The sequence below is a fragment of the Saccharospirillum sp. HFRX-2 genome, from assembly GCF_043196805.1.
Lineage (GTDB): Bacteria > Pseudomonadota > Gammaproteobacteria > Pseudomonadales > Natronospirillaceae > Saccharospirillum.
Genome location: NZ_JBEBMU010000005.1, coordinates 184,379 through 200,666 on the forward strand (window position 1 = coordinate 184,379; position 16,288 = coordinate 200,666).

Annotated in this window: 14 protein-coding genes; 12 read left to right on the plus strand and 2 right to left on the minus strand. The window is 52.2% G+C overall.

Annotated features, from left to right (window positions below; genetic code table 11):
• Positions 1-37: 37 nt before the first annotated feature.
• Both ABMA60_RS12445 and metG read right to left on the minus strand, forming a co-directional pair.
• Positions 38-955, minus strand: a complete 918-nt coding sequence (locus ABMA60_RS12445; RefSeq protein ID WP_392803522.1) for a DMT family transporter — start codon at positions 953-955, stop codon at positions 38-40.
• On the minus strand, positions 904-2,946 hold the full coding sequence (gene metG / locus ABMA60_RS12450; RefSeq protein WP_392803524.1) for a methionine--tRNA ligase: 2,043 nt from the start codon (positions 2,944-2,946) through the stop codon (positions 904-906). Before metG ends, ABMA60_RS12445 begins: the two co-directional genes overlap by 52 nt.
• Positions 2,947-3,141: 195 nt before the next feature.
• Here metG and ABMA60_RS12455 point away from each other — a divergent pair, with 195 nt between their 5' ends.
• The 12 genes from ABMA60_RS12455 (at position 3,142) to ABMA60_RS12510 (ending at position 16,288) form a co-directional block, all read left to right on the plus strand.
• The gene (locus ABMA60_RS12455) at positions 3,142-4,545 is read left to right on the plus strand and encodes a mannose-1-phosphate guanylyltransferase/mannose-6-phosphate isomerase (RefSeq protein WP_392803526.1); all 1,404 of its coding nucleotides are present in this window, start codon (positions 3,142-3,144) and stop codon (positions 4,543-4,545) included.
• An 82-nt stretch (positions 4,546-4,627) separates the two neighbouring features.
• Positions 4,628-5,695: an iron-sulfur cluster carrier protein ApbC gene (gene apbC / locus ABMA60_RS12460; protein ID WP_392803528.1), complete on the plus strand. Its 1,068-nt coding sequence runs from the start codon at positions 4,628-4,630 to the stop codon at positions 5,693-5,695.
• A gap of 128 nt (positions 5,696-5,823) precedes the next feature.
• On the plus strand, positions 5,824-7,152 hold the full coding sequence (locus ABMA60_RS12465) for a UDP-glucose dehydrogenase family protein (RefSeq protein WP_392803530.1): 1,329 nt from the start codon (positions 5,824-5,826) through the stop codon (positions 7,150-7,152).
• 36 nt (positions 7,153-7,188) lie between these two features.
• A complete protein-coding gene (gene cysC, locus ABMA60_RS12470; protein WP_392803532.1) occupies positions 7,189-7,812 on the plus strand; it encodes an adenylyl-sulfate kinase in 624 nt (207 codons plus the stop codon).
• Between the two features lie 91 nt (positions 7,813-7,903).
• Complete coding sequence (locus tag ABMA60_RS12475) at positions 7,904-9,637, plus strand: SLC13 family permease (RefSeq protein WP_392803534.1); 1,734 nt, start codon at positions 7,904-7,906, stop codon at positions 9,635-9,637.
• Between the two features lie 59 nt (positions 9,638-9,696).
• Positions 9,697-10,485 (plus strand): 3'(2'),5'-bisphosphate nucleotidase CysQ, encoded by a 789-nt coding sequence (cysQ, locus tag ABMA60_RS12480; protein ID WP_392803536.1) that lies wholly within the window; start codon positions 9,697-9,699, stop codon positions 10,483-10,485.
• Between the two features lie 136 nt (positions 10,486-10,621).
• Positions 10,622-12,499, plus strand: coding sequence for a lamin tail domain-containing protein (locus ABMA60_RS12485; RefSeq protein WP_392803538.1), 1,878 nt, complete (start codon positions 10,622-10,624; stop codon positions 12,497-12,499).
• A 56-nt stretch (positions 12,500-12,555) separates the two neighbouring features.
• Positions 12,556-13,059 carry a hypothetical protein gene (locus tag ABMA60_RS12490; protein WP_392803540.1) on the plus strand — a complete coding sequence of 168 codons (504 nt, stop codon included), beginning with the start codon at positions 12,556-12,558 and terminating at the stop codon, positions 13,057-13,059.
• Positions 13,060-13,184: 125 nt separating this feature from the next.
• A complete protein-coding gene (locus ABMA60_RS12495) occupies positions 13,185-13,727 on the plus strand; it encodes a transcription termination/antitermination NusG family protein (RefSeq protein WP_392803542.1) in 543 nt (180 codons plus the stop codon).
• A 154-nt stretch (positions 13,728-13,881) separates the two neighbouring features.
• Positions 13,882-14,217, plus strand: a complete 336-nt coding sequence (locus tag ABMA60_RS12500) for a MarR family EPS-associated transcriptional regulator (RefSeq protein WP_392803544.1) — start codon at positions 13,882-13,884, stop codon at positions 14,215-14,217.
• A 20-nt stretch (positions 14,218-14,237) separates the two neighbouring features.
• Positions 14,238-15,356 carry a GDP-mannose 4,6-dehydratase gene (gene gmd / locus ABMA60_RS12505; RefSeq protein WP_392803546.1) on the plus strand — a complete coding sequence of 373 codons (1,119 nt, stop codon included), beginning with the start codon at positions 14,238-14,240 and terminating at the stop codon, positions 15,354-15,356.
• 14 nt (positions 15,357-15,370) lie between these two features.
• A complete protein-coding gene (locus tag ABMA60_RS12510) occupies positions 15,371-16,288 on the plus strand; it encodes a GDP-L-fucose synthase family protein (protein ID WP_392803548.1) in 918 nt (305 codons plus the stop codon).

Genomic DNA, 16,288 nt, shown 5'->3' on the forward strand with positions numbered 1-16,288 from the left:
GCGATGCCACTCAAGCTGGCAACGTCAGCTGGTTGATTTAGCTCAAGGCGATCAAGGCTACGCCGGTAAAGGCAACCACTAAACCCAGCCAGGCTTTAGATGAGGCTTTATTGCCGCGCAGGCGGTCGATGGCAAACGCCATGATAGCGCAGGTGGCAATCAGCGTTTGTACTACCCCGGCTTCGGCGCGCTTAACCGCCAGTTGTTGGAACCAGATCGCCAATAAGGTACCGACCAAGGTACTCAACGCCAGAATCATCCACTGGCGCAGCGTTAAACGCGGCAGCCAGGACTGACGGCGCAGACTGAGCAAGACCGGCAGGGCGGCGATGCCCGCTAACAAACGCAACAAAGCGCCTTGGCTTGCCGGCATATCCACTGCCAGAAACACCTGGCGCATTAACACCATGCCCAAGGCCTGGCACAGCGCTGCACCCAGCGCAAAACTCAAACCCAATAAAGGATGACTGCGATGCGCTGGATTGCCGGGTTCCAATACCCAGAACAGCGCCGGCAAAATCAGCGCTGCGCCGAGCCATTGCCACAGCGTCAGAAACTCACCGAGCCACAGCATACCCAGACCAATGGTGAACAGCGGCGCGGCCGATTCGGCGATGGTCAGGGTGGTGCGTTCACCAATGCGATTCAGCGCCGAGAACAGCAGCGTATCGCCCAGGGTAATACCGATCAGACCGCTTAATAACAGTGGCAGCCATACCGCCGATGGCAAGCTGATCCACTGGCCCGAGACGGCAATAAAAGCCGCCAGGCCCAGGCAGGCGAGAATGCCTTTCCAGAGGTTCAGCTGCAGCGGTGTCAGGGTGCCGCCGAGATGCCGAAAGCCGTAAGCGGCGGTTGTCCACGACAAGGCCGCTAACAGCGCATAGAGTTCGCCCATTTCGGCTAGCTGATCTTGGTGCCAGGAGCGGCTGCAGCCGGACCTTCCAGTACCCACAGATCGTCACCGCTACTGGCGGCCAACACCATGCCTTCGGACAGGCCAAAACGCATTTTGCGCGGCTTGAGGTTGTACACCAGCACCACCGACTTGCCGACCAGATCCGCCGGTTCGTAGTGGCTGCGAATGCCGGAAAATACCTGGCGGGTTTCGCCATTGCCGGCATCGAGTTGCAGTTGCAGCAGTTTGTCGGCGCCTTCGACGTAGTCGGCGTTCAGTACCTTGGCAACGCGCAGGTCGACCTTGGCGAAATCGCCAAATTCGATTTCGGCCGGGCTGTCTTCAGCGGGTTTGCTCTCGGCTTTAGGCGCAGCCTTTGCTGCTGGTTTGGTTTCAGCGGCAACGTCTTCTTTGCTGGCTTCGATCAGCGCATCAATTTGATCCATCTCGATGCGCGTCAGCAGCGGCTTAAACTTGTTGATGGCATGGCCGGTCAGCACCGTATGACGGTCGGTAAAGTTCAGGCTGTCGACATTCAGGAAAGTCGCAATTTTTTCACTCATTGCCGGCAGCACGGGACCCAGATAGATGGCCAGCAAACGGAACAGGTGAATGCCCATTGAACAGATATCCTGCACTTCCTGATCGCGGCCTTCTTCCTTCGCCAGGCTCCAGGGTGCTTTGGACTGAATGTATTCGTTGGCGCGGTCGGCGAGTGTCATGATTTCACGGATCGCCCGGCTGTATTCGCGCGCTTCAAAATGAGCAGCGATGCGTTCGCCGGCAGCCTGGAAATCGGCCAGCATGGCCGGTTCAGCAATGTTGTCGGACAGCTTGCCGCCGCCTTTTTTGATAAAGCCGGCACAGCGGCTGGCGATGTTGACCACCTTGCCGACCAAGTCGGAATTCACCCGTTGGGCGAAGTCGGTCAGCGACAGATCGATGTCTTCCACACCGTCGCCGAGTTTGGCGGCGTAGTAATAACGCAGGTATTCCGGGCTCAGATGTTCCAGGTAGGTTTTGGCCATAATGAAAGTGCCGCGCGACTTGGACATCTTCTCGCCGTTGACCGTGACATAGCCGTGCGCATAGACGCCGTTCGGTTTGCGGTAGTTGGCGCTGTCGAGCATGGCCGGCCAGAACAGAGCGTGGAAATTAATGATGTCTTTGCCGATAAAGTGATACAGCTCGGCATTGGATTCCTTGCGCCAATAGTCGTCGAAGTTCAGATCGTCGCGACGGTCGCAGAGGTTTTTAAAGCTGGCCATATAGCCGATCGGCGCATCCAGCCAGACGTAGAAATACTTGCCCGGTGCATCGGGAATTTCGAAACCGAAATAGGGCGCATCGCGGCTGACATCCCAAGGCTGCAGTTCGGCATCAACCCACTCAGCCAGCTTGTTGGCGACGCTTTCTTGCAGTGTGCCCGAACGGGTCCAGCTGCGCAGCATGGTCTGGAATTGCGGCAGGTCGAAGAAGTAGTGCTCGGATTCTTTCTCGACCGGCGTGGCGCCGCTGTATACCGAACGCGGGTTGATCAGTTCGTTCGGCTCGTAGGTGGCGCTGCACACTTCGCAGGCATCGCCATACTGATCTTCGCTGCCGCATTTCGGGCAAGTGCCTTTGACGAAACGATCGGCCAGGAAGATTTCTTTCTCCGGATCGTAGAGCTGGCGAATGGTCTTGGTGGTGATATGGCCATTGGCTTTTAAGCGACCGTAAATCTGCTCGGCGAAGAAACGGTTTTCCTCGGAGTGAGTGCTGTAATAGTTGTGGTGGTCGATCAAAAAGCCGGCGAAATCGCGCATATGTTCGCGGCGCATGGTGTCGATATGATCTTCCGGCGTCTTGCCTTCTTTTTCGGCGCGCAGCATAACGGCGGTGCCGTGGGTGTCGTCGGCGCAAACGTAGGTGCAGTGGTTACCCATGCTGTTTTGGAAGCGTACCCAGATATCGGTTTGGATATGTTCCAGCATATGACCCAGGTGGATGGGGCCGTTGGCGTAGGGCAGGGCACTGGTAACCAGAATCTTGCGGGGTTCGCTCATTGCTTCGCGCTTCCTCGTGATTGGACAGCAAAAGGTTCGACGATATCGGCCAGACACAGCGGCCGAAAAAGGCCGCACAGTGTACCCGAAGGCGATTAGAGCGTCATCCTGTGGAGTGATGCGGTCGTGGGCTTTGGCGGCCAGCCAGTGCTATCATCCGCGCATTCTGACACTGTTGAACATGGAGATTGCGGGTTGATTATTCCTGTTTTGCTCGCCGGTGGCGTCGGCTCACGACTGTGGCCGGTATCGCGTGAGTTGTTTCCCAAGCAATGCATCAGCCTGACCGGCACCGAGCACAGCCTGATCCAGCAAACTGTCGAGCGCGCTCAGGCGGCCGGTATGACCGAGGCCCCTATTATTGTCTGTAACGATGAGCACCGGTTTTTAATCGCCCAACAAATGGCCGATTTGCAAGTCAGCAGTGATTTAATTCTTGAACCTGAAGGTCGCAATACGGCCCCGGCCATTGCTTTGGCAGCCTTTCAAGCCGTACAGCGTGATCCGGATGCCACTCTGGTGGTGTTGCCTGCCGACCATGTGATTCAGGATCGGGCATCCTTTAGCGCCGCCTTGCAGCAGGCCCTGGAGCAAGCGGCAGAAGATAAGCTGGTCACCTTCGGTGTGACGCCCAGCTACGCCGAAACCGGCTACGGCTATATTGAAGCCGCCCAGCCTGGGCAAGTCAGCGCCGTTGCCGCCTTCCGTGAAAAACCCGATGCCGAGACCGCTGCAGGCTATTTGCAAAGCGGTCGCCACTACTGGAATTCGGGCATGTTCGTCTTTAAAGCCAGCGTCTATCTGGACGAACTGAAGCGTCATCAGCCGTCGATTTTTGCCGCGACCGAAGCGGCCATGGCCGGTGAATACAGCGATTTGGATTTTATCCGGGTCGATGCCGAAGCCTTCGCCAAGAGCCCGTCCGATTCCATCGATTACGCCATTATGGAACACACCGATCGCGCGGTGGTGGTGCCTTATAGCGGCGACTGGAACGACATCGGCGCCTGGTCCGCACTCTATGATTTGAATGACAAAGACGCCGACGGCAACGCCATTCAAGGCGATGTGTTGACGCACGATGCCCATGGCAATTTGATCCGCGCGGAAAGCCGTTTGGTGGCTGCGGTTGGCGTTAACGATCTGGCCATTATCGAAACCGACGATGCGGTACTGGTGATTCCGCGCGAGCGCGCTCAGGACGTCAAAGAGATCGTCACCCAGATCAAAGCCGGCGGCCGCAGCGAACACCAGCTGCACGCTCGTGTGCATCGTCCCTGGGGCGCTTATAAAACCATTAACATGGGTGAGCGCCATCAGGTGAAACGCATCACCGTCAAACCTGGCGAGAAACTGTCGGTGCAGATGCATCACCATCGCGCCGAACACTGGGTGGTGGTCAGCGGCACGGCTAATGTCACCATCGGTGAAGACACTCGCATGCTGAGCGAGAACGAGTCGGTCTACATTCCCATCGGCACCGTTCATGCGCTGGAAAACCCCGGCAAGATTCCGCTGGAATTGATCGAGGTTCAGACCGGCAGCTACCTGGGTGAAGACGACATCGTGCGCTTTACCGATCGCTACGGACGCAGTTAATGAAGCATCGGGCGGGGCGACTTTAGAAGCCCCGCCCGCATCCCCATCTTGCTACCGCACCCATTTTCCAAATTGAGTTCTTATGTCTCACGAACGCATCCAGACGCTGCTGGGAATCCTGAAAGATCCACACACCGATCGCCCGCTGGCGGAGACCGCCGATATTCGCATCGATGGCGATGATCCCGTCCAGGTTCATATCCATCTGCACTATGCCGCCGGCCAATACGCGCGCGGCCTGAGCATGCTGGTGCAAAGTCATATTGAAGCGCAGTTGGATGATGTCAGCGCTGAAGTCAGCGTTGACTGGTCGGCCGCAGCGGTGAACGTGCGGGATAATCTTCCCGGCCTGAACGGCGTTAAAAATATTATCGCCGTGGCCTCTGGCAAAGGCGGTGTCGGCAAGAGCACCACGGCAGTTAACCTGGCGCTGGCGTTACAGGCTGAAGGTGCGCGGGTCGGCATTCTGGACGCCGATATTTACGGCCCGAGTGTCGCCGCCATGCTCGGTGTGGCCGAAGGCACCCGGCCACAAACGCGCGATGAAAAATTCTTTATTCCGGTAGCAGCGCACGGCCTGCAAAGCATGTCGATGGCTTATCTGGTTACCGAAAAAACGCCCATGGTCTGGCGTGGCCCGATGGTTTCTGGCGCCTTGCAGCAGTTGCTGACGCAAACACTCTGGGATGACCTGGATTACCTGGTCATCGATATGCCGCCGGGCACCGGTGATATCCAATTGACGCTGGCGCAGAAGGTGCCGGTATCCGGTGCGGTGATCGTCACCACACCGCAAGACATCGCCTTACTTGACGCCCGCAAAGGCATTGAGATGTTCCGTAAGGTCGACATTCCGGTGCTGGGTATTGTTGAAAATATGGCCATGCATATCTGCTCCAACTGCGGTCATGTCGAACACATCTTTGGTGAGGGCGGCGGGGCGCAACTCGCGACCGACTACGACGTCACGTTGTTGGAAAGTTTGCCGCTGGATCTGGCCATTCGCACCCAAACCGATGCTGGTGAACCGACGGTTGTTGCTGAGCCGGATGGCGAAATTACCGCTCACTATCAGTTACTGGCGCGTCGCACCGCAGCGGCTTTGGCATTGCGCGGCGCCGATAGTGGACCTAGTATCTCGATGCAATAGAGGCTGTCATCGAATTGTCACTCGGGTGTCATAGTCTGGGCGCGTCCTGAACCGGGCCAGACAGCATCCTCTGCTTAAAGACGCAGTTGCTGGCTGCGGTTAACGACTTATTAATCACAGGGATTTTCATGAAAGTAACTGTTTTTGGTATCGGCTATGTGGGTCTGGTTCAAGGTACTTGCCTGGCAGAAGCGGGCCACGATGTGGTCTGTGTGGATGTCGACGCCAATCGCGTTGAAAACCTAAAACAGGGTCGCATCCCGATCTACGAGCCGGGTCTGGAACCACTGGTTAAAGAAAACTACCAGGAAGGTCGACTGAACTTTACCACCGATGCCGCCGAGGCGGTGCGTCATGGTGACATCCTCTTTATCGCTGTGGGCACACCACCGGATGAAGATGGCAGTGCCGACCTGAAGTACGTGTTGACGGTTGCGCGTACCATTGCCGAAACCATGGATGACTATAAGGTGGTTATCAACAAATCCACGGTGCCGGTTGGTACCGCCGATAAAGTGACCGCCGCCATTGCCGAAGTGTTACAAAAACGCGGCAGCGACGTCAGTTTTGACGTGGTTTCTAACCCGGAATTTTTGAAAGAAGGCGCGGCGGTTAACGATTGCCTGCGTCCGGATCGTATTGTGATCGGTACCGATAGCGAACGCGCCGAAGAAATGCTGCGCGAGCTCTATTCTCCCTTTAACCGCAACCACGACAAGATGATTGTTATGGATGTGCGCAGCGCCGAACTGACCAAGTACGCCGCCAACTGCATGCTGGCAACCAAGATCAGTTTTATGAACGAAATCGCCAACCTGGCTGAGCGTCTGGGTGCCGATGTAGAAGCGGTGCGTCAGGGCATCGGCAGCGATCCGCGCATCGGTTATCACTTTATTTATCCCGGTGTTGGTTATGGCGGTTCTTGCTTCCCGAAAGACGTTCAGGCGTTGATTCGTACCGCCGAGGGCATCGATTTTGACGCCGGTATTCTGAAGGCAGTTGAAGCTCGAAATTATGAGCAGAAAACCACCCTGTTCAAAAAAATCTCGAATTATTATCAGGGTGATCTGGCCGGTAAAACCTTCGCGGTTTGGGGACTGAGTTTTAAACCCAACACCGACGATATGCGCGAAGCACCCAGCCGCGTTTTGATGGAAGCTCTATGGGACGCCGGTGCCAAGGTACAGGCGTTCGACCCGGAAGCCATGGAAGAGACGCAGCGCATCTATGGTGATCGTGATGACCTGGTGCTCAGCGGTACCAAAGAAAGCGCACTGAAAGGCGCCGACGCCTTGATTATCGTCACCGAATGGCAAACCTTCCGCGCCCCGGATTTTGACGTGATCAAACAGCAGCTCAGCGAGCCGCTGGTGTTCGATGGTCGTAACCTTTATGAACCGTCGCGCATGAAGAAGAAAGGCATTCGTTACTATGCCGTTGGCCGTCAGCCGGTGTAGTGTTAATTAATAGCTGAGAACAGCAGTGAGCCGCCGATGAGTGATAACAGCCAAACACCCTATGTTTTTAAAGGATTGGATTTAGCCTCAGAGGCGGTCTGGCACAATCAGGCCGTATCGCCGGCCGATCGTGCCCGGTTAATGGAACAACAACCCCGTTGCATCTGGCTCACTGGATTGTCTGGCTCAGGCAAGTCAACCCTGGCTAATGCTTTGGATATCACTCTGCACGCTAATGGCGTCAAAACGTTTTTGCTCGACGGCGATAATGTCCGCCATGGTCTGAATAAAGACTTGGGCATGAGTGAAAGTGATCGAACTGAAAACATTCGTCGCGTCGGTGAAGTGGCAAAACTGATGGTGGATGCCGGGCTGATTGTGGTCTGTGCTTTTATTTCACCCTATCAGCGCGATCGTCAGATTGTTCGTTCGATATTTGCTCCGGGGCAATTTATCGAGGTTTACTTGAATACGCCTTTGGAAGTTTGCGAAGAGCGCGACCCTAAAGGTTTATACAAAAAAGCACGCGAAGGTGTGATTAAAAATTTCACCGGTATCGATGATCCCTATGAAAAACCTCTCAGTGCTGAAGTGGAAATTGATACCAGCCAAAGCAATGTTGAAAAAGGCGTCAAAGCAATTTTAAAAGCCATGAGTTAATGGTTTTTTCATCGCCATGCTGAATTTTAAAAACCATGACCGCGCGGTTTGTGTTCTTGCTGTTATTACCGCAGCACTCTAGTCTTCATACATGCCTGCGCTAATAACCCTCACTTTTCTTATTGTCGCGCTCGGCGGCCTCTACAGTGGTCGCGGCCGGCCCGCCTATTGGTTTGTGGCAGCGGCAATAGGTTTGTATCTCAGCGGTGTTCTGACGCTATCTGAGGCATTGGGCGGGCTGGTCAATGAGGGCGTGGTCACCCTGGCCATATTGATGATGATTGCCGCCCGGATACAGGACAGTGGTTTACTCGACCGTCCCATGGAAGCCTTGCTGAATCGGGCTCAGCAGCGTCGAGGTGGCTATTTAAATGTATTGGCTCCGGTGGCTCTGCTCAGTGGTTTTTTAAACAATACGCCCATTGTTGCCATGCTGGTCCATCCGGTGCGCGAATGGGCATTACGTCAGAATGTTGCGCCCAGTCGATATCTGTTACCGCTCAGTTATGCGGCCATTATCGGAGGTACGCTGACGCTGATTGGTACCAGCACCAACCTGGTGGTATTCGGTCTGCTTAATGATCTGACTGACAACCATGAACTGAGGTTGTTCAGCCCGGCCGTTGTCGGCGTGCCCTTGTTGTTGGTCTTTTTTTTCTATGTCGCGCTTGCCCAGCGTTGGCTCCCCAATCGCCCCCCCAGCGACACTCGCCCACAAAGCCTGACCGAATTTCAAATACCGGCTCGTGCTGGTGAAGCCGTGCACAATTTGACGGTCGGCGAAGCCGGGTTGCGGCATCTAAAGCATGGCTATTTGTATCGTCTGCACCGCGACGATGACTGGCAGGAAGTCGGTGCCAATACCCGCTTGAAACGATGCGACCGTCTGGTCTTTTTGGGCTCGCCACTGTTAGTAAAAGAACTTTCTCTGTTAGCCGGTATCGATTTTTCTCAGCAAGCGCATCGACCGTCTGCGGCGCCAACGCATTTATTGGAAGCGGTCGTACCGATGGGGTCCGAGTTGATCGGCCGTACTCCAAAAGAGCTTGGTTTCCGTAAGCGTTATGGTGGTGTCATTGTCAGCGTGGCGCACCAGACCGACCAGTTATTCGGCAAGCTGGGCGAATATCGTTTTCAGGCCGGTGACTTGCTGTTATTGGAAAGCCTGTCCAGCAGCAGTACACCACCGATGGCTGATTTGATGGTGCTTAATCGGTACCACTCGGCACGGTCGCCAAGTGAGCAGAAAAAAGCCTACGCGCTGCTGCTTGCCTTTCCGGTCATGGTCATTGGCGGCAGCTTGCTCGGTGTTGCGCTATTGCAGATTGCGCTGGTCTATCTGGGGCTGTGTTTGTTAATCGGGCTGGCTCGGCCGGGTGATTTGGGAAAGGGCCTGGATGCGCAACTCTTTGGATTATTGGTCGGCGCCCTGGCATTGGCTCAGGCTGTTGAAAAGACCGGTCTTGCCGATGGTTTGATGGCGCAGTTCGCCGACCTGTTGTTGCCCGCCTGGCTGGCTGTTTTATTGATATTCGCAATGACCTGGTTGGTCACTGAGCTGTTGACCAATAACTCAGCGGCAGCCTTGATGCTCCCGTTTGCTTTACCTTTTGGCCAACTGACCGGACTGAGTGTTGAGCAGGTCGCCGTTGCGGTTATGGTCGCGGCCTCGACCAGTTTTATTACTCCTTTCGGTTATCAGACCAACCTGATGGTGCTTTCACCGGGCAACTATAAACCGCTGGATTATCTGCGCTTCGGAGCACCTTTGGTGGTACTAAGTGGTCTGGTTACGGTGGTGATGGTGACCGTCTGGGTGGGCTGAAGTGTTTTTTTATTATCGAAAACCGCCTTCATTTTGGTTAACTTTTTTGGAACTATCAGATGAACCTGAACTTCTCCGCAGACTCAGTTACTCAGTTGGCGATTGAAGCCGGTGACGCCATCTTGCGCATCTATCAGCGTGATTTTGACATCGAACAAAAAGCCGATGCCAGCCCTTTAACCGAAGCGGACCTGGCTGCTCATTCGGTCATCACTCAAGGTCTGGCTCAGCTGACGCCGGACATACCCGTCCTCTCTGAAGAAAGCGCCGCCGTTCCCTGGAGCGAACGCCTCCAATGGACGCGCTACTGGCTGGTCGATCCACTGGACGGTACCAAGGAATTCATCAAGAAAAACGGCGAGTTCACCGTCAATATCGCTTTAATAGAAAATGGCGAGCCTATTTGGGGCGTCGTGCATGCGCCGGCGTTGATCTGTACTTATGAGGGTGGTCCGGCTGTTTATGGCAGTCGCAAATGGTTGCAGGGCAAAGCCCAGGGGATTTCAGTGGCACCCTTACCGAAAGGTCGATCAGGTTGGCGACTGGTGGGCAGTCGTTCGCATCAAAGCGATGCCTTTCAGTCCTTTGTGGCTGCTTTTGATGAGCCGGAAATAAAAAGCCTGGGCAGCTCGTTGAAAATCTGCCTGGTCGCAGAAGGCGAAGCGGACCTTTATCCTCGCTTGGGGCCGACCAGTGAATGGGATACCGCTGCAGCGCATGCTGTGTTACGCGGTGCTGGTGGTGAGATACTGGATGCGTTAACCGGTGAGTCATTGCGCTACAACCAAGAGGAGAGCTTGTTGAACTCCTATTTTGTTGCCGCGCCAGCTCAGTATTCGCTGGCTTGATAGCCATTCGCATTTTCAGTGAATGCCGTCAAAAAAACGTCTGTTCGCCTGAAAATTCTCACCAAACTAAACGGCAGCATTGGTTAAGTGATGCTTTAATTATTAATAATTAAACCGCAGTAGAAACTACCGGCTTATGATGTTGTTCTGCCGTTACTTATCTCCCAGGCAAGCCCTGCTTGCTGTCTTTGCCGCTTTTTTCCTGGTCGGTTGCGATCCGGTTCAATCTGAAACGGTGATCGACAGTAACCCGGTTAATCCCAGTCCCAGTTCTCAGAATGTTCTTGGCGCGGGTACGCTGCTAATCAACGAAGTAGGGTCATCGTATTTCAGCAACACCATGCGTTGGTTCGAGTTGTATAACCCGGGCGGCACTGCGGTGGATTTAAGCGACTATCAACTGCGCAGCCCGGCCTACGATGGCGATTCAAGCGTGGCTAACAGTCTTACCTTTAACTTGCCTTCAACGACAGTGAACTCTGGTCAGTATCTGATTGTTCGGGCTCAGTCATTGTCGTCACCAGCGGTCGATACCAGTCGGGTAGTGCACCTGGAGCAGGGTGGTTGGTATCCGTATTGGACCAGCCAGGGGTATCTGGAGCTGCTGGACGCTGCGACGGGTGCCAGTGTTGATTTTGTCACCTTTGATACTTCATTCAGCCCTACTGATGCTTCTGCCTGGAGCGGTGGTGCGGCACTCGCTTTGGTATCTTCAGAAACCAGCTTTGGTCAAAGCATCGGCCGTAACGGCACCAGTGTGGACACCAACACTGGCAATGATTGGTCCCATTCCGGCTGGGCAACGATTGGTGGCCCCAACGATGTGCTTTGTAATACCGACGCCGATGGCGACCTCATCCCGGACTGTAACGAACAAAGCGGCACCACCTTCGCCGGCATGCCCTTGTACGACTGGGGCGCCCGCAGCGGCAAGCCGGACATCTTTATTGAAGTCGACTATATGAACAGCGCCGACGAAGGTGTTATTCCACGGCAGGAAGCGCTTCAAAGCGTGGTCAATGCCTTCGCTGCCCAGGGTATCAGCGTACATTTTGACGTTGGTGATTTGTTCGATGGCGCGGCGGGACTGAACCCAGCGAAGATGGATTTAGGTGGCGGTGGCCAGGTGCCCTTTGCACTGGGGATGACCTTTGGTGATGTCGCTGACATGGCCAATCTCTACCACTACAAACGCGACTATATGGCCTATAACCGTTTGCCAGTGTTCCACTATATGGTGTTTGCCTACACTCAGGATAAAGACGGCAATGCAGGGTCCTCCGGTTTGGCCGAACTGGTCGGCAATGACATCCTCATCACCTTGGGTGCGGTAGGTTTGAACAGTGGCAGCACCGCCGATCGTAATTTGTTGATCAACTTTCAGGCCGGTACTGTCATGCATGAACTGGGGCACAACCTGGGCTTGCGTCACGGCGGTGATGAAAACACCAACGACAAACCCAACTATCTGAGCGTGATGAATTACCTCTACCAGCTCAATGGTTTGCCACTGATCGGTAGTGATGAAGGGGATCGCTATTATTATTCATCGAGCTACTACGAAGCTGATCCGACCTGTTACAGCGGGTTGAACCAAGGACCTGACCAAAGCTACACCGGCTTCCGCCTGGACTATTCTGATGGCTCTGCCATCGATTTAGACATCGCGGCGCTGAACGAAAATCTCGGCTTGGGGGAAGTTGGTTCGGGCAAAGTTGACTTCAACTGTAATGGCACTGACTCCGAAACCAGCGTAAGTAAGGCCAGCAGTGGCACCTGGAGCGATCACGATGACTGGGGTAACCTGCAACTGGATTTTGGTGGTTATGATCTGCTCAGTAATCAGGGTTTCAGTCTGCGCAGCTTTCAGCAGCAACGCAGCGAAAGCCTGCTGCGTTTGCCAGACCCGGTGGGTGATGATCGCAGCCCGATTGCCGAAGAAACTCCGCGCCTGTTCGATACCGTGCCCAGTGCTTATTTTCTTCGTCAACAGCAACGTCCGAGCCAGCCATGAAGCGCAGTGAGAATAGGACTTCGGCAAAAGCAACACTGACGATCTACGGGATCTTAATGTTGGCTGCCTGCTCATCCGCTAACACCATCAGTGAAGCCGCCGAATGGTCGATCAGCGTTCAAGCCAGTAATGAACCAGTCACGCCGCTAGTGGTGGATGACGTTTTGACACTGGGCCAGACAAAGATTTGGCCCTGGTTGGAACCAGCACCCGACTGCACCGCTTGTGAGTTACGAATTGAGCGCCGCCACAGCCCGGTTGGCCCCGACCTGATTCTCAGTCTTTATCAGCAAGAGGAACTGCGTTGGCGTTTAATTGACAGCCGGCAACCCCAGCTGCGCCTCTCCGACGGCAGCCTGATTCAACATCAAGGTGACTTTATGCGCTGGCGTGCCGGCGACGAAACCATCGAAATGACCGACGGCCAGAGCCTGGACTGGCTTGGTTGCCGGCAAAGCCTTAACTGGCTGGCAACACCACCTTTGGCGTCTCCCCAAGGCACCCTCCCAGAGTCCACCACCACCCGACTGCAACTAACAACCACCTGTCCATCGCCTTAACTGACTAACCACCGTCAGACCGCTCAATGGATGCAGTAATTGGGCTTCAGTTGCAAAGCCAATCACATAAGTGATGACAAGGATTGTACTTGTGTGCATGGTGCATTAGTCTCAGCGTTCAACGAATGAACGCAGTGTCGAATAAGCCGATGGAAGCGGTAATTAATAACAAACAATCAGCCTGGTACCTCGTCCAATGCAAGCCGCGCGAAGGTTTCCGCGCCGCCGAGCACCTGGCCAACCAGCATATAGAAACCTTCCATCCGACACACTCAGTTAGCCGTCGCCGCGCGGGGCGCCAGTACTGGCAGACCGAAAGTCTGTTTCCGCATTACCTGTTTGTTAAACCATCACCTGAGCAAAGCATCTCGGCTATCAATAGTACTCGCGGAGTAGCGCGGGTGGTGAATTGCCATGGCAAGCCGTTAGTAGTACCAGAGATGATTGTGGCGGGCGTTAAGAACCAGTGCTTGGTGATGAGGGATAGATCTCAAAACGAACCCATGCTTAAAGCAGGAACGCTGGTTACGATTACAGAAGGCTGTTTCAAGCACCTTCAGGCAATAGTACAGATGACCCGAGGCGAAGATCGAGTGATATTACTGATGCAGCTGCTCAGTAAAGAACAACGCTTGGAGCTGCCACTGAGTTCGGTCCAAGTCGGCTAAGACCACCCCTACACAAAAGTATCACTTGGTGTGCCCTGTATCCGGCTGGGCGGTAGCGTGCTTAAGCTACTTACAGTCCGAATAAAACATCTCCGAAAGACCCTGATCACAGGCTTATCCATACAGTCGGAACATCAACGCGTTGAGTAACCTCATGCTGTCTGAAGAATCTCGTTACAAACTGCTTAAAGCCCTAGAAGCTAATCCTGGCGCCAGTCAACGTGAATTGGCTAAAGAGCTTGGTATTAGTTTGGGAAAGGTTAATTATTGCCTCAAAGCAGTTGTGGAGAAAGGATGGGTAAAGGCGTCTAATTTTACTAAAAGTTCAAACAAGGTTGGATATGTTTATTTGTTGACACCCATGGGAATTGAAGAAAAGGCAAATGTTACTGCTACATTTTTAAAACGAAAGATAAAAGAGTATGAAGAACTAAAGAAAGAAATTGCCTCGTTGACAGAGGAAGTTTTAAGTGAGAAAGAAACAGATTAAGGGTTTACAGGTATTCTGCTATGACTAAGAAAGCTTTGATTACTGGTGTTACAGGGCAAGATGGTTCTTATCTAGCTGAACTTCTTCTTGAAAAGGGTTATGAAGTTCACGGAATAAAAAGACGCGCATCTTCATTTAATACCCAGCGAATAGATCATATTTTTGAAGACCCTCATGTTAAAAATCCAAACTTCTTCCTGCATTATGGTGATTTGACTGACTCCTCAAATTTGACTCGGATACTCAGTGAAGTTGAGCCAGATGAGGTCTATAACCTGGCTGCACAATCTCATGTGGCCGTAAGTTTTGAATCACCAGAGTATACAGCAGACGTAGATGCCTTAGGTACATTGAGGTTGCTTGAAGCAATTCGGTTTTTAGGGCTTCATAAAAAAACAAAATTTTATCAAGCTTCTACATCGGAGCTTTATGGATTAGTACAAGAAGTTCCCCAAAAAGAGACAACACCGTTTTACCCTAGGTCGCCATATGCAGTAGCTAAACTTTATGCATACTGGATAACAGTGAACTATCGTGAATCTTATGGAATATATGCATGCAATGGTATTCTATTTAACCATGAGTCACCGCGCAGAGGAGAAACATTTGTAACTAGAAAAATAACTAGAGGGCTAGCGAACATTTCTCAAGGACTAGAGCAGTGTTTATATTTGGGGAATCTGGACGCACTACGTGATTGGGGGCATGCTAAAGATTACGTACGAATGCAGTGGATGATGCTTCAACAAGAGAAACCACAAGATTTTGTTATTGCGACTGGAAAGCAAATATCGGTTAGAGAGTTTGTTCGCTTGTCCGGCCAAAAGCTTGGTATCAATATTGAATTTAAAGGGAAGGGTGCTGATGAAGTCGGTTATGTTGAATCATTAACCGAAGGGAACGAAACCCAATTAAAACCCGGTGACGTCATTGTGAAAGTAGACCATAGGTATTTTAGGCCAGCAGAAGTAGAGACTTTGTTAGGCGATCCTGGGAAAGCTAAAGCGATACTGGGCTGGGAGCCTGAAATCACAGTAGAAGAAATGTGTTCAGAAATGGTGAAAGAAGATTTATTGGAAGCGAAAAAAAACGCACTATTAATGGCTCATGGACATACTGTAAACATATCACTTGAATAACGTTAGGGTGTGAAATGAAAATTCTGCTAACTGGCGGTAGCGGGATGGTGGGAAATAACTTCCTCGAATATAGCAAAGCACTAGATGCGGAAGTATTTTCACCAAGTAGTAAAGAGCTAGACCTATTAAATTATACGGAAGTCAATGACTACATAACCTATTATAAACCCGAATGTGTGATACATGCGGCAGGGACGGTTGGTGGCATACAAGCAAATATCAGTAATCCGGTTAAGTTTCTCTATAATAATATGGAGATGGGGTTTAATGTTATTAAAGCTGCAGAAACTAATAAAATAAACAAACTAATAAATCTGGGTAGCTCTTGCATGTACCCAAAGTATGCCAAGAATCCATTAAATGAAGAGCAGATATTAACAGGAGCTCTTGAGCCAACAAACGAAGGTTATGCTATTGCCAAAATAGCGTGTGCAAAATTATGTGAATATATTGATAACGAAGATCGTGAATTATTCTATAAAACAGTGATACCATGTAATTTATATGGTAGATATGACAGTTTTTCGAAAGAAAAGTCCCATATGATTCCATCTGTAATTAATAAACTTCATGAGGCAAAAATAAAAAGTATGCCTAGTGTTGACATTTGGGGGGATGGTAGTGCTAGACGAGAGTTTATGTATGCAGGAGATCTTGCAGATTTTCTAATGATGGCAATAGAGAGAATAGAACATGTCCCCCAATATCTCAATGTTGGTTTGGGAGAAGATTATAGTGTGAATGAGTACTACGAGGCTATTGCCAACGTGGTTGGGTTTAAGGGGAAGTTTGAACACGACCTTGAAAAGCCTACAGGTATGAAGCAAAAGTTGGTTGATATTGCGAAGTTAAATAAGTTTGGCTGGCAAGCTAAAACTTCTTTGCTTGAAGGCCTGAAAAAGACATATGAGTTTTATTTAAATGGGAAGTGA